Here is a 20975-nt window from a genome sequence, read left to right as displayed (position 1 = left end):
TGCCTCACTTTTATTTTATATTTAAAACACGTTCTGGATGCGTATATACATTTAAGGAGTGATTACGAATAAATCCTATTGTCGTAATACCTAAATCTTCCGCTAGTTGCAAAGCTAACTCAGTTGGAGCTGATTTTGATAGTATAATTTCACAACCGATTTTTGCAACTTTCAATAATATTTCCGAAGAAATACGACCACTAAAAACAATGATTTTATCTTTTATAGAAATATCGTTTCTTAAACAATAACCGTAAATTTTGTCTAGTGCATTATGCCTACCAATATCCATTCGGCTTAAAATAATACCATTCACATCACATAAAGCTGCATTATGAACCCCGCCAGTATGATGAAACGTATCCGCAGATTGCTGCATTTCTTTCATTAACCGAAAACAATCCTCTGCCGCAACCTGTACATGGACACCCTGCATTTTTTTTGCACTTAGTGCATCATTGGCAAAAACAAACCCTTGCCTACTCATACCACAACAAGACGTAATATATCGTTTATTTTGCATTTGCTCATAATACGGATTTACTTTTGTCGTTGTTACATGTACAAATCCTTCTTTCTCCTGCACCCATATGCTATCAATATCTTCATACTTCCGAATGATTCCTTCAGACGCTAAGAATCCTATTACCATATCTTCTATATATTCTGGAGTACTAACCATTGTAACAAACTCCTGTCCGTTCATTTTAATGGTGACAGGAAACTCTGTTACAATGCTGTCCTCTATATGCTTAAACGCCCCTTGTTCATAACGAAAGATTTCTCTTTCTACCTGTATCGGTTTCACGATCAGTATCCTTCTCTCACGTTATATTTTTATCGAAAACAAATACCGAAACTGCAATATCTTCTTCTACTTTCATATCTGAAAACAAATTCACTAATTTTGCTCCAACAAGTTCCTCCAAATGTTCACGGGAATTCGCAGCATACACTTCTTGAATCATTTTCGTTCTAGCCATATGAACCATTTCCGCACCGTCCATCGTACTTGAAATAAATTTTTCAGTAGGTGTTAAGTTTCCATAAAGAGTCGCTATAGCCATATTTTCTGCAAAAACAGTATGAATTCGTTCTGGTCCTTTTCCGAAAAGTTCTTTTCGAAGTTTTCGTATCATATCATTAAATTCATGTACTTTTTTTGACATACAATCATACCTCCCAAAAGCCTCATTTTACTTTATTATATATTTTACCAAAATGAGCTTTCCGCCCAAACTATTTCGTACAAATATTTAGGCGGAAAGGTTCACTTCATGAAGTTTATTCGTCTTTTAACCCTTTCCCCATACCTTTTAAGAAATGAAGTCCAAACCCGATAGCACGGTTAATATCTGGGTCTTTCAATACTTTCATAAGATCGAATACCCCTACTTTTTTATTACTTTCTAGATGTTCATTACCTTCTTCTAGCCCGACTAATAAACTACCTATAAGCTTTTTCGTAAGTTCTGGGTCAAGTTCAGTTAACGCACCTGCAGCACCCATCATATTATTAATTAAATTTGTAACAGGCTCACGAGTTACTTGACCTAGAACAATCTTTGCAATTGGTTCTTTCGCTTTCAGCATAGAATTTGCAGCTTCTAGCATTCCAATGTCATTTAATTCCCCTACTATATTAAACATCTGATTTAGAGCTTCTTCATTATTTGTTAAAAGCTCCTTTAAATCATCTAATTTTTGCTGTTTTATTTCTTCCTCAGTTAATTCTTGTTTTTGAATCATTTTTATAGGTGCAGCCATAGTTTTCTCCTCCTACTTATCCGTTAAATGCACATACCCTGGACGTGTCCACTTACGATGTACCTCAATTCCAGCTTGAGGGTGACGTTTTTTATTGCGTGGGTTCGCTTTTGGCATCGGATTTTCGCCATCAACTTCTAACACTTCCATACGCACTTTCGTTTGTTTATACGCAGGTGTATTCGTACGTACATCCACAGCAGGACCTGTTAAGAAATTAATTGCCGTTTCGTTATCTGTAGAGTTCATCGGTAAATATAACTCATTCGCTTTTACACGATCTGTAACGAGTGCACGTAATTTTAATGCTCCAAAAGGAGAGACAAGACGAACTAACGAACCTGTTTTTACGCCACGTTCTTTTGCAAGGTCTGGAGAGATTTCAACGAAAACACCAGGTACTTTCGTTTGAATACCTGTTGATTTATTTGTCATATTCCCTTCATGGAAATGCTCAAGCATACGACCGTTGTTAATGTGAAGGTCGAACTCAGCTGGAAATTCAGCTGGACGTACCCAGTCAGCAATCGCAAAACGAGCTTTTTTATCTGGGAAGTTAAATCCATCTTGGAACAGAAGTGGTGTATTCGTTCCATCAAAACTTCCCCAATGGAAACTGTTCCATCCTTCAAGCACTTCATAGTTTGCTTGCGAGAACAATGGTGATAAACTTGCCATTTCAGCAAAGATTTCACTTGGGTGGCTATAATTCCAGTTTGCCCCTAGTTTATTCGCAACCTCCTGGACGATCCACCAGTCTGGTTTCGCATCTCCTAGCGTAGGAAGAACTTGATATAATCTTTGGACACGGCGCTCTGTATTTGTGAAAGTACCTTCTTTCTCAAGAGATGGCGCTGCTGGTAATACAACATCTGCATATTGAGCAGTTTTAGAAAGGAAAACATCTTGCACAACGAAGAAATCAAGACTCGACAACACTTCATGTACATGATTTGCATTAGAATCTACAAGAGCCATATCTTCTCCGACAAGATACATTGCTTTCATTTTTCCTTCGTCAATTGCGTGAAGCATTTCAATATTATTAAGACCTGGTTCACTATCAATTTTCACTCCGTAAGCAGTTTCAAATTTCGCACGTTCCATTTCGTTAGTAACGTGCTGATATCCTGGAAGCCATCCTGGTAAAGTACCCATATCACAAGCACCTTGTACGTTATTGTGACCTCGAAGTGGGTATGCACCTGCTCCTGGACGACGATAGTTCCCTGTTGCAAGAAGTAAGTTTGAAATTGCAGCGGAAGTATCAGAACCACCTGTATTTTGCGTTACCCCCATACCCCAAAGGATACATGTACCATCTGCATCACGAATCATTTCAGCCATTTGAATAAGTGTTTCTTTTGAAATACCTGTTACTTCTTCTGCATATGCAAGTGTATATTCTTCTAGACTTTCTTTGAAATCTTCAAAGAAGTTTACATTCTCATTAATAAATTCCTGATCATGCCAACCTCGATCAATCATATATTTTGTAACAGCCATTAACCAAACTTGATCTGTTCCTTGTTTTGGACTAATAAAGACATCTGATCGCTCTGCCATTTCTGTTTTACGAAGATCAGCTACAATTAACTTTTGTCCGTGTAATTTATGTGCACGTTTAATACGTGTAGCTAAAACAGGATGACCTTCTGTCGGATTACATCCTACAATAATAACAAGACCAGATTGCGCAATATCTTTAATCGTTCCTGCATCACCGCCCATACCAATTGTACGGAACAAACCATCCGTTGCTGGTGATTGGCAATAACGTGAGCAGTTATCAATATTATTCGTTCCAAATACTTGTCGAGCTAATTTTTGAATTACATAATTATCTTCATTTGTAATTTTAGATGAAGAAATAAATCCGATAGAACCTTTACCGTACTCTTCTTTAATAGTACCTAATTTATTTGCAACTACATTCAGTGCTTCTTCCCATGTAGATTCAACAAACGTTCCATTTTTACGAATTAAAGGTTTTGTAATTCGTTCTTTAGAATTTACGAAATCCCAACCAAATTTCCCTTTTACACAAGTGGAAATTGCGTTAACTGGTGCATCTGAAGATGGCTGTACTTTAAGGATTTTACGCCCCTTCGTCCACACTTCAAACGAACAACCTACACCACAAAATGTACATACTGTTTTCGTTTTCTTCGTACGAGTATCACGCATGGCCGCTTCCACTTCTGATACCGCAAAAATACCGCTATATCCAGGCTCAACTTCTTTAATTAAATCTACCATCGGTTCAAGAATATCTGGTTTTAATCCCGTCATAAATCCAGCTTCACCGAGCATCGTTTTCTCCATTAAAGCGTTACAAGGGCAAATCGTTACACATTGACCACAGCTAACGCATGAAGAATCATTAATATTTACTCCTTCATCCCAAATAACTCGTGGGCGTTCCGCTTCCCAGTCTATCGATAACGTTTCATTTACTTGTAAGTTTTGACACACCTCAACGCATTGACCGCATGCAATACATTGATTAGGGTCATAGCGATAAAACGGATGCGTCATATCAACTTCACTTACATCTACTTTCGGTTCATAAGGATATTTTTGATGTTCAATTTCCATTAATTCTGCTGTATTATGCAGTTTACAGTTCCCATTGTTGTTGTCACATACTGTACAGTATAATAAATGATTTTCTAGTAACCGATCCATCGCCTCTGTTTGTGCTTCTTTTGCGCGAACAGAAGCACGCTCAACGTTCATACCTTCCGTTGCTATCGTCGAACAAGAACGCATTAACTTTCCGTCAACTTCTACAATACAAGTGTCACATGTTTGAATAGGATCTACTTCCGGCACGTAACAAATTTGCGGATGTTCAATCCCGTTCTCATTAATAACACCCAATATCGTTGAACCAGGCTCCGCTGTATACTTTTTTCCGTCAATTGTAATATGAACCATGTTGTCATTCATGGTCTTTCCCCCTTTTTGAGAATAAAAAAACTCCACCACGAAAATATACGCACCACATTTTGGGCACGCTATCATCATGGTGGAGTAGTTTATTAGCACATCTTGCTAAAATACCAATCCATTTATTCATAAATAAAACGATAGATTCATAACAGGTCATATCACGATTCCATCTTTAACACTATAATTATAGCGTTAAATGTACAAATATACAATATAAATTTTAAACTGCGCATATGTCTGTATGTAACTATCCATAATAACCCATATAAAGTTCAACGAGGAATAAGGTGAATATATGGGATCTTTTCGAAAATGGATAAGGGGCGAAAAATCTTTCTCTACACATGAGCAATCTGAAACTGTATTAAATAAAGAAATTTCTTCCTCCATGCCGCTTAATCTTAAACACTTATCCAAATTATTTAGTGGTATTCCAGAATTAATTATACGCACTTTCCCGTTAAAAAACGGAAAAGAAGCTGCTCTTATATATATGGAAGGACTTGTAGATAAAACTGTTATTAATGTAGACATTCTTCGTCCTCTCTTATTTAAAGAATGGAATGAAGACGATTTTTGGGAATCTTCTGTTTCTATAGGGAATATTAAAAAAGTTCAGAAGTGGATAGACATTGAGCAATCTCTCTTACATGGCAAAAGTATTTTATTTATAAACGGGCAATTATCAGCTTTAGAACTAGATACGCAAGCGGCGCCAAAAAGGAGTATTGAAGAACCTACAACAGAGACTTCCATAAAAAGCTCACACGAAGGATTTAATGAAGTGGCAAGTGATAGTATCGCACTTATTCGTCGATATATTCCAAATCACGAATTAAAAGTGAAGGAATTCACTGTTGGCGAACGAGCAACCTCTAAAGTTTTTTTACTTTATCTTGCAGATGTTGCAAACGAAGATGTTGTACAAGATATGGCATGCCGCATTGAATCAATCAAAGTAGATGCTATTCTTACTACCGGTGAATTAGAAGGATTTGTTGAAGATAATTCCTATACTCTCTTCCCACAATTGTCTATCACTGAACGTCCTGACACAACGGCACATCATATTTTGAATGGGCGAATTGCTGTTGTTGTAGATCGCTCACCAGGCGTATTAATAGGACCTATGACCTTTTCATCCTTCTTTCAGACGATAGATGATTACAGCTTCAGACCTATGATTCCATCTTTTATACGACTCCTTCGTTTCACTGGGCTATTTATTGCAATATTTGCTCCTGCTCTTTATATTGCTATGATTTCCTTCCATTATGAAGTGATTCCGCTCAAATTATTGTTAACAATTGGAGAATCTCGAGCTAAAATTCCTTTCCCCCCTATACTAGAAGCATTGTTAATGGAATTAGTACTTGAAATGCTCCGCGAAGCTGCAGTTCGGCTTCCTGGTCCCGTTGGACAAACGATTGGCGTCGTAGGAGGGATTGTCATTGGACAAGCTGCAGTTCAAGCAGGAATCGTAAGTAATGTTATGGTTATCGTCGTATCTATTACCGCAGTCGCTTCTTTTATCATCCCTAACATGGAAATGTCAGCAGGAATTCGGCTTCTTCGCTTTCCAATGATGATAATCGCTTCTTTATTTGGGGTCATTGGAATTATGGTTGGGATGGCGGTTATCATCATCCATATTCTTTCTATGGAATCACTTGGTGTTCCTTATGGTAGTCCTTTTTCCCCACTATTCTCTTCCGATATAAAAGATATTCTTATACGATTACCTTGGAAAATAATGAAAAAACGACCAATGTCTCTTAACCTAAAACAAGAAAATCGACAAAGAGATGACGAGGAAACGGAGGAAAACAAGTGACAAATCGTGCAAAGAGGGAGATTACTTTATTTCAATACATTCTCACTATTAGTGGTGTTCAAGTCGGTTTTGGTTTACTTACACTTCCGCGTGAAGTTGCACAAGGAGCGAATACTGATGGATGGATGTCGATTATTATCGGATGCGTCATAACTACTTTATTCAGTCTATGTATTATAAAAATCATGGAAAAACATCCCGGAGATACTTTACTTGATGTCCTGACACGTTATCTTGGAAAATGGCTAGGAAACGGAATGATGCTCCTTTGGATTTTATATGCTGCACTTGCCGCTATTTCTTTAATATTTTCCCTCTTATACATCGTTCACATTTGGATTTTACCTAGATCTCCTATGTTTTTAATTATGATTTTGCTATCTATCCCAATGATTATGTTGGCGTGCAAAGGAATAATCATTATAAGTCGATATGCCGTATTCACTCTTTTTTTTACAATTTGGATGCCATTATTATTATTTATCCCACTTAAAGATGGTCATTGGATATACCTTCTTCCCCTTCTCAAAGAAGGGTGGTTACCCGTTTTAAATACAGTCAAATCAACTATCATTGCGTTTCTTGGATTTGAGTTTGCATTTGTCCTTTATCCTTATCTTAGTAACAAGTCATCCGCTAAAAAAGGTATTGTTTTTGCAAATTTAATTACACTATTTATTTATCTTCAAGTTACGTTCGTTTCTTTTGTTTATTTTAGCCCAGATGGTATAACGAAGTTTTTATGGCCTACTCTTTCTCTCATTACACCATTTCATTTTTCATTCTTAGAGCGATTTGAAATTATATTTTTATCATTTTATCTCTTTATTATTTTTGATTCTTGTATTCCTTATATTTTTACCGTTTCAGATGGAATCAATCAATTACTCAATAAAAAAGGTAGTTCATTACCTATTTGGCTTTTTTTATTCGGGTGTATTTTCACCCTACTTTTTTATATCCCTTCTTCTTATCAAATAAATGCTTTACGCGAATTTTGGGGAACTGCCAGTTATTTTATCGTTTTTCTGTTCCCAGTCGTATTCCTCTCATACATTACATTTTATCAGTATTGGAAAAGGAGAAACACTTAAATGAAACGATTTATTCATTTCACTATATTTTGTTTCCTCACAATCTTTTTGACTGGCTGTGGGGATCGACTCGATCTCGAAAAACAATCCATTTCATTAGTTTACGGTTTTGATAAAGATAATAAAAACAAGCTGAAAGTGTACCAAATAATACCTACTTTTAACAAGGATGTCGAGAAAAAGTACGAGACACATGAAACAAAAGTACATACACCTAGAGAAGCAAAGGCGATGTTTAATAGTTCTAGTAGCGGTTTAGTATCTACGGAAAAATTACAAATCGTCTTATTTAGCAATACGTTCTTGAAACAAGAAGGAGCTATGCCATATCTTGATGTTTGGTATCGAGACCCGAAAAACACTGGTAATATGCGTATTGTAGCAGTACAAGGACCTGTTTCTTCTATAATTTATAATAACTTTAAAGATAAACCAGATCTCCCTGAACATTTAACTGAATTAATTAATACAAACAAATTATACAATCGAACAGTTTATACAACATTCCATGAATTTCATAGACAAACTTTTAATAAAGGGATTACACCAACAATTTCAGAAATAAAAAAAGAAAAGAAAGAAATTACTGTTACTGGATCTGTACTTTTAACTTCCCGTGGAATTTATAAAATGTCATTAAATCGAGATGAAAGTGCCCTTCTTCTTATGTTGCAAAAGAAATCTAATACACCAGTTTCACTTACAATGAAAATCCCTTCTGATTCAGTTGAAAGTAACAATCATCTAAAAGATACAAAAGGCAATGATTTTGTAACAATAAACGTTCTTAGTGTGAATCGCGATATTGGTACAGGTTATATCGATAACCACTTCACATTTAATATTAAAATGAATTTAAAAGTTGCCATATCTGAGGTTACATTCAATATAGATATAGACAAAGATAACAAGAAATTAACAACACTTATAACAAAACAACTAAACAAAGATTTAAACGAATTAATCCACAAAATTCAAAAGCAGCAAGTGGATCCATTCGGATTTGGCGATTATGCAAGAGCTTTTCAATATAAAGAATGGAAAAAGGTTGAAGATGATTGGCCTAGCGCTTTTTCAAAAGCTAGTGTGAAAGTAACACCTACTATCAAAATTTTAGAAAGTGGAATTATTAAATAGTAAAAACACGCTACTTGTTCTTATATGAATAAGTAGCGTGTTTTCATTTCCATTACAAGTATTATTTCAATGGACTATACTCTATTTCCATTTCTAACATTACTATGTTTTTTAGCATATACAAAATATATGAAAACACCTATTATAATCCATGCCACAAAACTAATTAAAGTAAGCTTAGAAAGGTTCAAAGCCAAATATATACAACTTACTATTGAAACGATAGGTAAAAAAGGTACTAGAGGGGCACGGAATGGCCTCTTCATATTAGGATGTGTCTTTCTTAATACAATGACAGCTATAGATACAAACACAAATGCTGTTATCGTTCCCATATTCACTAAATTAGCTAATAAATTCAAATCCACTAATCCCGCTAATAAAGCTGCTAGTATACCTGTAACCCACGTATTAAAAAATGGAGTTTGTAAACGTTTATGGACACTTGAAAGTCTTTTTGGTAACAATCCATCTCGACTCATCGAGTAAGATACACGAACAAATGCAAACATAGCTACTAACAGAACTGTTGTTAGCCCTGCTATCGCTCCCACCGATAACAACCCAGCAATTCTATCTTCTCCTACAGTGCGCAACGCATATGCAACCGGATCAGCAACATTTAATTCCGTAAACGGAACCATTCCAGTTAGCACGAATGAAACACCTACATATAGAACGGTACAAATGAGCAAGGAAACAAGTAGCCCAATTGGCACGTTACGTTGTGGACGCTTCACTTCCTCTGCGGCTGTTGCAACTGCATCAAATCCTAAAAAAGCAAAAAATACAGTAGCAGCGCCCCCTACCACGCCGTGAAAACCAAACGGTAGAAATGGTTGCCAATTCTCTGGTCTTACATATTGTGTCCCTACAACAATAAATCCTACAATAACAGCCAGTTTAATAATAACCATTATATTATTAATTCGTGCACTTTCTTTTGCACCACGGCTTAATAAAAATGTAACAACTAAAATAATAAGAACTGCTGGTAAATCAATGATTCCCCCCTTCCCCATTCCTGGTGCCGAAGCAAAAACCGTAGGAATGTGAATATTAAAACCTAGTAGCAGTGACTGAAAATATGCTGACCAGCCCGCTGCAACCGCAGAAGTCGCTAATAAATACTCCAGCATAACACACCAGCCAACTATAAATGCAAAAATCTCACCTAGTGTCATATATGTGTATGAATATACACTTCCCGAAACTGGAACTGTAGATGCAAATTCAGCATAACAGAAAGCTACACATGCACATATAATTGCTGCTAATACAAAAGATAATACAATCGCCGGACCAGCATGTTTCGCTGCTACAATACCAGTTAATACGAAAATACCTGTACCAATAATTGCTCCAATACCTAACAGAGTTAGATCAATCGCTCCTAAAGTTTGATTCAATACTTTTTTCTTTTCTTCATCCATTGCTTTCTTTATGAAAAGACTCATTCTTTGAAACCTCTTTTTCAAGTTTATCTCTTACTTGTTACATTCTTTATTACTGTTCTATTTTAAAAATAAAAATATACATAATTCACTTCCCCTATAGACTTAGTAACCCACCCCATCAAAAAAACAGAAAAATCAATCTCTTTATATCGTATTGAATTTTCAAAATATTGACCGTACCAAAAAGCCATTAAGAATGCTGATTGAATTTATCATACAATTAATTATATTGTCAATAATAAATCATTCGAAAATAATTGGTTGATTATTTATCAAATGTTATTTTTATACATAATTATTTTCTCAAAAACATTGTTGTTTTCCACCTTAATATTCATATTCATTTTATTACATTGATTTTCATACATTTTTCATTACATACAATGTAATAAAAATCATAATAACCTCAAATAAACTATTATTCAAAAATAATAATTTATTTGAGGTTATTTCACCATTTTAATACTAACAAAAAAGTGCAGATTTTCATCTGCACTTTTTTTATTCTTCCACTTCAGCTTCTGCACTACTATTTTCAAGATGCTCCTTCTGAGCTTCCTCTTGCAGCTCTGCTGAAATCATCCCATAATAAAGTTCCGGATACAATCCAAATATTTGATATACACTTCCTAAAAACGGCATCAGAATCCCTCTTTTCTAAAGTTGTATTGCCACTTTTAAGGATTCCCTTTCCATTCATTATACATTCGTTTTTGGCGTTTCTTCTTCATCTTGAATACGTAATAAATTTTGCCATTTTTTATACGGAGCGCTATTTGGATCTACATATCCTTTCGCATGCGAGCGATCCCACAATTGTTTAATAAACATTTCTTTCTCTTTCTTTGCAACCATATCAGCACCTGTACCGTAATAGTTCTGGAAATACAACTCGATTTCATCAAGGAATAGTCTTAATAATTCATCTGATGTTTCTTCTAACGTCGGATCATACTTCGCTTCACGGTCATACATTAAAATCATATCTAAAAGATTGTGGACATGTTCTTTTCTAAGCCATCTTACATCTTGGGCTCCTAATACGAACGGATGTGTATATAAATGTCCACCTTGTATCATCGCCTTTTCTTGCTCTTCTTCAAATCGTGACAAGATGTTTTCATAAATAAACGGATTATGAAGCAATGCTCTGTGTAATTTATAACTTTCACTTGAAATATTTTTCCCCATCGACTGAATTAAAAAGCTACGCCCCACACCGTTATATTGATACACAAATTGTCCATCAACAGCAACTAAACTAATCCAGCGATACATATATGCGTATAGTAATGCACGATTACATTTATCATAATCTAATTTTGTTTGAGTCGCATTCAAGTCTGGCATAAAGGCTGGTAAGTGCCAATACTTATCTAAATGCGGCGTTAAACTAGATTTTTTACTATTCAATTTGTTTACACGGCGATAATACGATTGGAAATAGTCACCTTTATCATTCATAAATCCGTTTGAAATATGTCCTGATGATAATTTAGGAAAATCTTGCAGCGATAAACCATAATGTGCTCGATAACAGATCACTTCAAATGGCGAAAAGGCTTCATGTACTGTATCTTTTTCTTTAAACATTTCTTGAATCAATTCCTCTTGTAGCTCTTTCTTTAAAGAAGGATGTATACCCCAATATTGTAATTCCCTATGATGAGAAACTTTTGGAATGAACGGACTTGCTAAATGGAACAGGTCTTCAATTTTTTCACGAACGTATTCATCGCGATCACGTTTCTTATAATCTGCTTCTTTTCGCAACGCTTCAATGATATTCAGTTCTAATTTATCACGATAGCGTACTTGCAGTTCGTCATAACAATAGCTCAGTATATGTTCGCGGTAGAAATCCTCTACCTTTTTCGACTGAATCTCTTCTGTTTTCGCATCACGACAATATTCTCCGTACAAACTCATATAAATTTCCGCTGATATATCTTTCGGTAGTACACCTAAATTTAAATGTTGCTGCATATCTTGCCATATCTTTTCTTGCAACTGTTCCTCAGCTAATACATATACATTCGTCGGGTTTGTTTTTCCTTCAAATTCCTTACTGCGCTTTTGGATTTCAAATAATAAATTTTCACGTGTTTCATGTAAATTATCAAAAAACCTTTCCCAATATTGAATCATTTTATTAACTGCTTGATATAGCGATTGATATACAAGTTCTAATAGCATTTCTTTTCGATATTCATTTAATTTGTGTACATATTGCGTTACGATGTCTTCAAATTCTCTTTTGAATAAACGTTGCTGATTATTAATCATTTTTCCGAACCAGCCTTGTTGTTGAGCAATTTCTACTCGGCGTACAGCCGTTACCGTGCCATCGATATTACCTACATTAAATTTTTTATCGTAGTTTTGAATTACATTGCGCTTTTGTTCATTATTTTCATGTAGTCGATTCATTTTTTCTACTAACTGCTTTCGAATTTCATATAACATAAAACGTGCTGCTACTGGGTGAACTGGATCTGTTTTCTTTAAAAACCATGTATTTAATTGATAGGACTGCCCTTCAGAACCACTTGGTGAAAAGCGATCTGATTCAATCATGTCATATAAAAGTGTCGTTACATGTTCATGTACACGGCTCGGAATCGCATACGCATATAAACGAACCGCATGATCCACTCTTGCCACTTCACCTTTCATTTGTTCCATCATTTTCAGTTTCGCAGCTGAAATTTTACACTCATGTTGCAGACGATTTAATTCCTCATCTTTTTGCACCGTGCGTTGTACATAACTTTCTACAGCTTCTAAAAACAGTTTTGATTTTGCAACTCCGAGCTTACCACCTTCTGCTCCTTCACGTGTTTCATTGTACATTTGTCTATAGAAAATATGAGCTTGCTCTGGACGGGTAGCAAGATGTTCCAAGTCCTCTAAATAACTTTTACCTCTCTCCGGCTTTTCACGCTGCATACCACGTTTTACATCTTGGTCATATCTTTGCTTCTTCTCTTGAAACAGTTGATCTAAATGAAGCCACGATTCATCTAAACCTTGCACAGCCCATTTTAAAGCACAATATTTTAACACATGCTCATACGGATAAATGAGTTTTGCCGTTCCTGCCCCGCAATATCGTCCTTTTCCGCTTGATTCTGCTAATTGCTGAATTTGATTGTCTTCTTGTGCAAAATGACTTGTGGACATTGGGCTAAATAACTGTAAATAAATTGTATTTGCCATCTGTTCCATATAGTCCGATAAATTGTGTAAATGGTGTCCATGTAGGTTTTCATAATCGTATAAGAAACAATAATTGTACGGTAAATGATGTTGTTTAATTGTATGATTCGTTCTTCCGTCTTCATCTACTTGATCAGGGCGATACTCTAATTCAATTGTTACACCGCCACGTTTTGATAATTCTCCAGTAGAACCGAGCGTAATAGCATGTAATTCTTTTAACGATGCATAGCCGTTTGCTTGCACCGTTTCAAACTCTTTCGCACTAACCGTTCTCGTCTTAACTAACACATCCGGCATTAAAAACGCACCGCGTATTAAAATGTTGTGATGCTGCAGTTTTTTTCGAAGCATTTCACGTAAATATAATGCAATTTGCAGAAACATCCCTGAACCTGTTCCGCCCGCTAGTGACGTTACTATAATGACACGTACTCCATATTCCGTTTGATCGCTTGTAACTGGAAAAATCTTCTCAATTTCTTGCCAAAAGGATGTCAATTTATCTTCTTTCATCGCAGCACGTAACGCTAAACGTGAAATGACGCGTAACTGTCCTGCTCCTTCTGTTAATGGTTTATCAAGTATAGTCGGGTCCATCGGAAACCACTCTGGAATCGTTGGATCTCCCGCAATATACTCTCTTGGCGTTTTACTCGAACTCGTTTGCGTCTTAAACTTTCGAATATGATCAAATTTACTCAATGTATTCACATCTGTATCAAATACGTGCATTGCTACCTTTTTCCGGCGCTCTTCAGGCAGTTTTTCATATATTTGATGCGTCACAGTACTACCGATTCCACCTAAACCAATCAATATTGTTGGAACTTGTAATGTCATGTGAACCACCTTCCTATTCTTGCTTGTTTGAAAAAAGGGAAAGAGAATCAATACTCCATCCCCTTCTTATCCCTATCTACTATTCACATTCGTACTTGTAAATCTCCTTACCATATCCTCTATCAATTAGTAAAAGTTCATTTGGATATAGTGTCTTATGTTCCATTCCTACTTCATCCTCTGTTATAAACATCCCATCAATAATCATTCCAACTACTTGTGATTCTTTCGCTACAAAGACAGATTTCGAACCTTTCTTCGCTATAAACGTAACGGATTGCACCGTTTTTCTTTCTGCTCTAAATGGGATACCAAAATAATGGTTCCACCATTTATTTCGAAGTAATTCTGGTTCAGATTGATATAGCCAATCTTTCGCTACCTCTTGATCCCATTCATAATACAGTAGTGCCTTCCGGTGAAATCTCGGCCGAACAATCCATCCTAAAACAATGATTCCTACTACTAGCAGTAATAAAGTGATAGGAATGACAAACTTAAAAATGAGCGCATATTTTTCATAAAACGGAGCATCTTGAATACGGAATGTTATGTTTTTCTTTACTTCTTGTAACTTTGAATCCTGCATTACGATGGTAGCTTCTACGGTGCCGGTATCTGTAAAATTAAATGTGTCGGAGTAATAGGGACGAGGATAAACATAGATCTGGTTTCCATGTTGCTTTATTTCATAATTGATTGATTGTTCAGATGTGACACCAGTAGATTTTAATAGTTTTTTTACAGCTTCTTCTGTCATCGGCTTACCATCTAACTGTGGCTGCAAAACAAATGGTTTACTATTCTCTAAATTTGTCACTTTTTCTTCATAATCTTTTGTAACAGTTTGAAGTGATAATTTTGGTTTCTCAGCTGTTTCAATTTTAAATTCTTTCGTCTGTCTATAAAACCCCTTTATATTCATATGAACTTTCCCGCGTACTAACCCTTTATCAAGCTTAGTTTCGTAATAAAACACATGCCTTTTATCGTCCCACTTCATCGGATATTGTTTTCCGTCTATTTCTACTTCTGCTTGAAAGTAAGAAGACTGAACTGGCAACTCCGTAGGCTTCGCTTCAATAACAGCAGTAACACCTTCGTACATTTTCTCTACACTTTTTTGACTACTATCATCTTTGTCATAAGTAGAAACCGTATAATTAAGCGCCGGTTCAACTAGTACTTGTAGCCCTTCTTTCTCAATGTCCTGGTCCACTTCTATCGTATAAGTTCCTGGTTTAATAATTTCCTGATTTGCCGTACTTATATGAACTATATTTCCGAACAATTTTGCTTCTCCTGGTGCATGTATGGAAAAAGAAGATTGTAATTGTAATGGTTTAGAAATTTGTGTGACCTGATAATCGGGCAGAGAAGGCGATTGTCGTACAAGCGTCATACGTTTTAACGGAAACGGTGTTGTAATCTCTACTTTTTTCCCCACTACTTTCGTTTTGACAATCGATTCAACAGAGGAGAATGGATCACGATTTGCAACTAATGCTGCCACTTGATTTACACTTTTTACAATGCCATCTTCTCCGCTTGACGGCATCGTAACACCATTTATCTCTTTCTTCCATATTTCTTTGAACGTGTTTAATTGTTCTTTTTCTTGTTGTCCTAAATCTTCTTCCATCGTAATTAAGACTGGGTGTAACGATATCTTTTTTGCATCCATTTCTTTCTTAAACTGGGCTAATTTCTGCAAAATTTGTTCTTTTCCGCCAACCTTATCTTTCTCTAAATCATTAAATGCCCCGTCAGTTAATACAATAAGCCAAAATTCACGTTTTCCATCTATATCTGCTTCCTTTTTTATAGATTGCATAGCCGTTTCTACCGCGCTAAACGGAGTATTTAAATACGTTTTCCACGCTCCAATTCCCTCAATTTCTGTTTGCCTTTTATCCTTCGTTAACGAAATGTTTAATGGATCATTCGGCTTACTCATTGGAACGTAAGAAAATTTATCTTTTTCATCTAATAGCGCAACTAAACTTTGCAAAGCATAATTGGCATATTTCCAGCGATCGTTATTTCTCATGCTGCCCGAATCGTCATATACAAGTGAAACGACCCTTTCCTTTGCCTCCTCTCCTTTTGCAAAAGCTGATAAAGGTAAACATATAAATAGAAACAACATGAACGTGGCACAAATTCGAATTTTCATGATGAGGCTTCGCCACCTTTGTAGACAAATTCCTATGTTTAAATTTATGAGAGGAAACAAGATATATGACTTGTATTTTAGGACAACTAACCCACCATAACTTTATTATGTAAACAGATTATACACTTGGTAATATTCCTTCTAGCATTCTCTATCCAATTATATAAGTAAAAAAGCCTGTTTAAGATCCACGCTTAAAACAGACTTTTCCTACTTTTCATTTTAAAAACACATAACAAAAAGTTTGATTTTTGACTTAACACATCACTTCTATTGTAATTCCACCAGGTGCTTCAACGTAAAACGTATACGCATGGGCATGCTTAGGAGGCTCGACCAAAAATCCATCTTCCTGCAATCTTTGATTTATCTTATCTACTTGTTCTTCATTTTCTTGTGGAAATCCTACATGAAATGTTTTTGGATACTGAACTTCTTTTCCTTTCATTAAAGTTAGTATAAATCCATCATTATCACGCATAACTGCAAAGGCATTCCCCCTTGTTCCACTACAAATTAAACCAAAATACCTCTCTAAAAACTCTCTAGATGCTGTTACATCTGTAACTGTTAAATTAAGATGTTTAATTCCCAATCCCCCACCTCATTTCTTAATTTTCTAACATTTTATCATACAAATAAAAAACACGCTTTTCACAGCGTGTTTCATTGCTTTACATACACTTCAACAATCGGATTCTCTTTATTATCCGCATGCAAGCGTATATTCGCTTCACTTGTATTATAAATACTAGCTAATAACATTATCGTTAACACATTAGGTATCTTCGCATCACTTCCGTATTTTCTCTCAAGCCCTTCCTTATATTCAAAATCTAAATCCCCCTGCACATATGTATACACTTCAAAACCATCTTCTAAATTGCAAACTACTGTATCAATAATATCTGCCCCTACTTGCTTCTTCATTTCCTCTCGCAACGCTTCAATAAATTCTTCCCACGGTACTTCGTATGTCTGAAACTGATCTGTAGATTTCATGCCTTTTCCTCCTTATATATCCTCTTCTTATATTTCCCCTTTCCTATAACAATTATGATAGATAGGACATTCGTACAAGCCGCACTTGTCCCACTTACATATCGTATTACTGTAATGCGGAAGGAGGAAAGAACATGCATAGACAAAAATGTTATGATACATGCCGACGTTATTTCGGAAAAGTTGTTCGGATTGAAGACCGTGATGGCCGTATACATTTAGGTAAAATAATCGATTTGACACAAAACTCTGTATGGATCGAACCGGTGCAACAGCGCTCATCTTTTGATTCAGGATTCGGATACTATGATGCTTATGCAAACGGTGGTTGTGACCTTTGTGGCGGCCTTAGCAGATGTGATAGTTGCGGATTTGGATGCGGTGGTGGATTCAGCAGTTGCGGATGTGGTGGCCGTGGTTGCGGTAGTTGTGGTGGTGGCGGCGGCTGGGGTGGCGGCGGTTGTGGCTGGGGTGTTGAACTCGGATTTGGTTTCATCTTCGGAATTACATTAGCTGCATTATTTTTCATTTAACATAGTAAAGAGTTGGCTACCTTTAGCCAACTCTTTTTCTTTATTTTTCACATATAAAAATACGATGCCCTAAAATGTGTTGGTACATAAGCCTTACATTTTCATGCTGTACCCACGCCTCATATAACTCATTCGGAATATGTGAGGATACATTCCATTCTGGCTCTTCTACATAGCCAGAGATCGTTTCTGCAATCGTGCCACCGCCAGCAATTGTAATTCTTTTAAAATTTGCTTTCTGAAATAATTGTACCCACTCATTCTCAGTTAATAGTTCTTCCATGCCATATAATTGGGCGATTTTTTCTTCCTCACTCTTATCAATGTGCCTATCAATAATCATTTCAATGACAACAAGCTTACCGTCCTGCTGTAATACACGGTAACACTCCGAGATAACCCTTTCTTTCTCTGTAAAAGCGATGATTGATTCTCCAAGTACGAACTCAAATGAGTTATTCAAACAAGGTAATTGCTCTACACTTCCTTCAATTAATTGTATATCTAACCCTTCAAACAACCATCTATCTTTTGCCTTTTGAATCATAATTTCATTCTTTTCAACAGTTGTTACTTTATAACCAAATTCCCTTGTCATATATGCCGCTGTTTTTCCCGTACCGCAACCTATTTCAAGGACATTCGCTCCATATTTAAAAGGCAGTTGTGCTAACAATTGTTTTGTTAACGTAAAACCACCAGGATGAGCACTTCCTATTCCGTAATAAGCTAGGAAATCGATGTATGTGTTTCGCTTCATAGGACTCTCCTTCAAGTTTTCTATAATACATATATTCATCCTCAAAAAAATAGTGCACAGAAAAAAAAGCATTTTCAAGTGCAATGTTGCAACTTGAAAACGCTTTTTTCTTTTACTATTTCTCTTCTACATACGCCCATTTGAAACTATATTCCGGACTAATATTATGTTTTACAATTCCCTTTACATTTGGTTTCATAACATACGATCTACCACTTTGATATAAAGGTACGAGCGCTACATCTTCTTCAAGTAACAGTTTTTCTGCTTTCCCTAGCTCTGTCCAACGTTTTTTTGCATCAGCCATCCATTCCGTCTTACTTTTATTAATAATGTCATCATATTTTGAATTTGAATAGCTCATCTGATTCTGTGAATTTTTCGTTTCAAACATATCAAGATATGTCATTGGATCCGCATAATCTGGATTCCAGCCGCCATATGAGAAATCATAATCTTGGTCTGATTCTAATTTTAGTTTTTGCTTAAATGGTTGCAGTTTAATATTTACTGTTACACCCTTTAAATTCTTTTCAATTTGATCTTTTACATACTCCCCAACCTTTTTCGCATTACCAGTATCATAATTTAATAGCTCTATTGTCACTTGATCTTTTCCAAGTTCTTTTTTCGCAGCTTCCCAGGCTGCTGCTGCCTTTTTAGAGTCTTGTTTTAAACCATTTTTAAACGTTTCTGCGAAATCTTTACCGTCTGGTCCAGCTGCTAAACCTTTTGGTACTAAATAATCCACTGGTTTTGAACCATCATTTAAAATGACATTCGTTAAAGCTTTCTTATCGATTGATAATGCAATTGCTTCACGTAATTTTTTACTCTTTAACGGTGTATCTTGCCCACCACGTTTTTGATTTAGACGCAAGTAAAAAGTACTTGTTTCTGAATATGCACCAAACTCTTCTTTATTATTTCTATACTTATCAACAAATTCACCTGATAAAAGTGTAAAATCAATCGCACCTGTATCATATAAATTTACTCTTGTAGCTGGTTCTTTTACTACACTATAGTTGATTTCTTCTAGTTTTACAGTCTTTTTATCCCAATACTGATCATTTTTCTTTAATTTCCAACCTTGTTCATGCTTCCAATCAGTAAGTACAAACGGTCCATTATAAACTGTCGTATCAGACTCTAAACCGTATTTATCTCCTTTTTCTTTTACGAACTTTTCATTTAATGGATAGTATGACGCGAATGCCATTAAATTTAAGAAATATGGTACTGGTCTCTCTAGTTCAACTTCCAGCGTATAATCATCTACCGCTTTTACACCTAATGTAGAAACTTCTGCTTTCTCTTGATTTATTGCCTCTGCATTTTTAAGATAGTAAGCAATAAACGCATATTCTGCAGCTGTTTTTGGATCTACTAGACGTTGCCATGCAAATACGAAATCTTTCGCTGTTACAGGATCACCGTTTGACCATTTTGCATCTTTTCGTAATTTGAATGTATATTTTTTGTCATCCTCGCTTTTCGTACTAGATTCTGCCGCCGCTGGAATTGGCTTGTTATCTTTATCTAGACGATATAACCCTTCCATCGTGTTTCCTAAAATTTGAGAACCTAACGTATCTGTATTTTTAGAAGTATCCATCGTCGGAATTTCATTCGTTTCTGTACGATTCATTACTTGCTGTGCCGCATATTTAATATCGGATTTTTTCTCTTCCCCGCCACTATTAGACGTCGTAGTCGTTTTCTTCTCCCCACCAGAAGATCCAGAACATGCTGTTAACGCCACACTCATTGCTAATACTGGTGCTACAACCGCCGTAAACTTTTTCATCTTTTTCTTCATTTTTGTACCCTCCCCAATTATATGTACGAAACTAACTTTGAGAGATTTCTAATTTAAATTATCAGAAAATTATTACTAATTATTATTCTACTAATTTTTCTCGAATTGTAAAGTATTTTTAAAAATATTCATAATAATTAATTTATTTACTTCAATAACAATCTATTACTACTATACGAATTCTCCCACATCTACTATATGTAAGTACCACTTTTCTTATTCTTCTCTATTTAATTTAATAGTAAAAGAGCGTTCTAAAAGTCATTTTGAACTGCACCCCAATTGTTAGACACAGTCTAACAATTGGAGGTGCAGTTTTTCTATGGCTAAATTTACAGCTGATGAAAAAATACAAATCGTTCTACGTTATTTGAAC

16 protein-coding genes are annotated in these 20975 nt (G+C 35.7%); 4 read left to right on the top strand and 12 right to left on the bottom strand.

Annotated elements, in window-relative coordinates:
- Positions 1-10: 10 nt before the first annotated feature.
- The 4 genes from fdhD to fdhF all read right to left on the bottom strand — a co-directional run bounded on the left by fdhD (position 11) and on the right by fdhF (position 4719).
- Complete coding sequence (gene fdhD / locus MR170_RS01685; RefSeq protein ID WP_029443008.1) at positions 11-808, bottom strand: formate dehydrogenase accessory sulfurtransferase FdhD; 798 nt, start codon at positions 806-808, stop codon at positions 11-13.
- A gap of 16 nt (positions 809-824) precedes the next feature.
- On the bottom strand, positions 825-1169 hold the full coding sequence (locus tag MR170_RS01680) for a Na-translocating system protein MpsC family protein (protein WP_000039582.1): 345 nt from the start codon (positions 1167-1169) through the stop codon (positions 825-827).
- 115 nt (positions 1170-1284) lie between these two features.
- A complete protein-coding gene (locus MR170_RS01675) occupies positions 1285-1767 on the bottom strand; it encodes a helical membrane plugin domain-containing protein (protein WP_000729897.1) in 483 nt (160 codons plus the stop codon).
- Between the two features lie 12 nt (positions 1768-1779).
- Positions 1780-4719 (bottom strand): formate dehydrogenase subunit alpha, encoded by a 2940-nt coding sequence (gene fdhF, locus MR170_RS01670; protein WP_242306936.1) that lies wholly within the window; start codon positions 4717-4719, stop codon positions 1780-1782.
- Positions 4720-5017: 298 nt separating this feature from the next.
- On the opposite strand from fdhF, the gene MR170_RS01665 reads away from it, so the two are divergent.
- Genes MR170_RS01665 through MR170_RS01655 form a run of 3 tightly spaced genes read left to right on the top strand, consistent with a single transcriptional unit; the run spans position 5018 to position 8787 of the window.
- Positions 5018-6556: a spore germination protein gene (locus MR170_RS01665; protein WP_242306934.1), complete on the top strand. Its 1539-nt coding sequence runs from the start codon at positions 5018-5020 to the stop codon at positions 6554-6556.
- Positions 6553-7650 (top strand): endospore germination permease, encoded by a 1098-nt coding sequence (locus tag MR170_RS01660; RefSeq protein WP_226604102.1) that lies wholly within the window; start codon positions 6553-6555, stop codon positions 7648-7650. Before MR170_RS01665 ends, MR170_RS01660 begins: the two co-directional genes overlap by 4 nt.
- Positions 7651-8787, top strand: coding sequence for a Ger(x)C family spore germination protein (locus MR170_RS01655; protein WP_029443011.1), 1137 nt, complete (start codon positions 7651-7653; stop codon positions 8785-8787).
- Between the two features lie 74 nt (positions 8788-8861).
- On the opposite strand, the gene MR170_RS01650 is transcribed toward MR170_RS01655, so the two are convergent.
- From MR170_RS01650 to MR170_RS01625, 6 genes are all read right to left on the bottom strand, one after another.
- Entirely contained in the window at positions 8862-10244 is a 1383-nt protein-coding gene (locus MR170_RS01650; RefSeq protein ID WP_016080695.1) for an APC family permease, read from the bottom strand.
- A gap of 501 nt (positions 10245-10745) precedes the next feature.
- Positions 10746-10886: a hypothetical protein gene (locus MR170_RS01645; protein ID WP_001116193.1), complete on the bottom strand. Its 141-nt coding sequence runs from the start codon at positions 10884-10886 to the stop codon at positions 10746-10748.
- Positions 10887-10943: 57 nt separating this feature from the next.
- On the bottom strand, positions 10944-14306 hold the full coding sequence (locus tag MR170_RS01640; protein WP_242306932.1) for a tubulin-like doman-containing protein: 3363 nt from the start codon (positions 14304-14306) through the stop codon (positions 10944-10946).
- A 79-nt stretch (positions 14307-14385) separates the two neighbouring features.
- A complete protein-coding gene (locus MR170_RS01635) occupies positions 14386-16482 on the bottom strand; it encodes a vWA domain-containing protein (protein ID WP_242306929.1) in 2097 nt (698 codons plus the stop codon).
- A gap of 256 nt (positions 16483-16738) precedes the next feature.
- Positions 16739-17077, bottom strand: a complete 339-nt coding sequence (locus MR170_RS01630) for a VOC family protein (RefSeq protein ID WP_242306927.1) — start codon at positions 17075-17077, stop codon at positions 16739-16741.
- Between the two features lie 71 nt (positions 17078-17148).
- Positions 17149-17484: a hypothetical protein gene (locus MR170_RS01625; RefSeq protein ID WP_000842905.1), complete on the bottom strand. Its 336-nt coding sequence runs from the start codon at positions 17482-17484 to the stop codon at positions 17149-17151.
- Positions 17485-17618: 134 nt separating this feature from the next.
- Here MR170_RS01625 and MR170_RS01620 point away from each other — a divergent pair, with 134 nt between their 5' ends.
- Positions 17619-18017: a hypothetical protein gene (locus tag MR170_RS01620; protein ID WP_016080691.1), complete on the top strand. Its 399-nt coding sequence runs from the start codon at positions 17619-17621 to the stop codon at positions 18015-18017.
- Positions 18018-18057: 40 nt separating this feature from the next.
- Here the strand turns inward: MR170_RS01620 and MR170_RS01615 are convergent, their stop codons facing one another.
- Both MR170_RS01615 and MR170_RS01610 read right to left on the bottom strand, forming a co-directional pair.
- Entirely contained in the window at positions 18058-18777 is a 720-nt protein-coding gene (locus MR170_RS01615; protein ID WP_048564490.1) for a class I SAM-dependent methyltransferase, read from the bottom strand.
- A 115-nt stretch (positions 18778-18892) separates the two neighbouring features.
- Positions 18893-20599: a peptide ABC transporter substrate-binding protein gene (locus MR170_RS01610; protein ID WP_242306925.1), complete on the bottom strand. Its 1707-nt coding sequence runs from the start codon at positions 20597-20599 to the stop codon at positions 18893-18895.
- Positions 20600-20975 lie beyond the last annotated feature (376 nt).

The sequence above is a fragment of the Bacillus cereus group sp. BfR-BA-01524 genome (assembly GCF_022662595.1).
Classification (GTDB): Bacteria; Bacillota; Bacilli; order Bacillales; family Bacillaceae_G; genus Bacillus_A; species Bacillus_A thuringiensis_S.
Note: the sequence above shows the minus strand (reverse complement) of the source record. Positions and strands in the feature narration are given on the sequence as shown.

What these genes read in the sequence shown, in the direction of transcription:
- MR170_RS01680 (WP_000039582.1), bottom strand. Translation starts at nt 1,169, where the DNA reads ATGTCAAAAAAAGTACATGAATTTAATGATATGATACGAAAACTTCGA.
- MR170_RS01675 (WP_000729897.1), bottom strand. Translation starts at nt 1,767, where the DNA reads ATGGCTGCACCTATAAAAATGATTCAAAAACAAGAATTAACTGAGGAA.
- fdhF (WP_242306936.1), bottom strand. Translation starts at nt 4,719, where the DNA reads ATGAATGACAACATGGTTCATATTACAATTGACGGAAAAAAGTATACA.
- MR170_RS01665 (WP_242306934.1), top strand. Translation starts at nt 5,018, where the DNA reads ATGGGATCTTTTCGAAAATGGATAAGGGGCGAAAAATCTTTCTCTACA.
- MR170_RS01655 (WP_029443011.1), top strand. Translation starts at nt 7,651, where the DNA reads ATGAAACGATTTATTCATTTCACTATATTTTGTTTCCTCACAATCTTT.
- MR170_RS01650 (WP_016080695.1), bottom strand. Translation starts at nt 10,244, where the DNA reads ATGAGTCTTTTCATAAAGAAAGCAATGGATGAAGAAAAGAAAAAAGTA.
- MR170_RS01645 (WP_001116193.1), bottom strand. Translation starts at nt 10,886, where the DNA reads ATGCCGTTTTTAGGAAGTGTATATCAAATATTTGGATTGTATCCGGAA.
- MR170_RS01640 (WP_242306932.1), bottom strand. Translation starts at nt 14,306, where the DNA reads ATGACATTACAAGTTCCAACAATATTGATTGGTTTAGGTGGAATCGGT.
- MR170_RS01635 (WP_242306929.1), bottom strand. Translation starts at nt 16,482, where the DNA reads ATGAAAATTCGAATTTGTGCCACGTTCATGTTGTTTCTATTTATATGT.
- MR170_RS01625 (WP_000842905.1), bottom strand. Translation starts at nt 17,484, where the DNA reads ATGAAATCTACAGATCAGTTTCAGACATACGAAGTACCGTGGGAAGAA.
- MR170_RS01620 (WP_016080691.1), top strand. Translation starts at nt 17,619, where the DNA reads ATGCATAGACAAAAATGTTATGATACATGCCGACGTTATTTCGGAAAA.
- MR170_RS01615 (WP_048564490.1), bottom strand. Translation starts at nt 18,777, where the DNA reads ATGAAGCGAAACACATACATCGATTTCCTAGCTTATTACGGAATAGGA.
- MR170_RS01610 (WP_242306925.1), bottom strand. Translation starts at nt 20,599, where the DNA reads ATGAAGAAAAAGATGAAAAAGTTTACGGCGGTTGTAGCACCAGTATTA.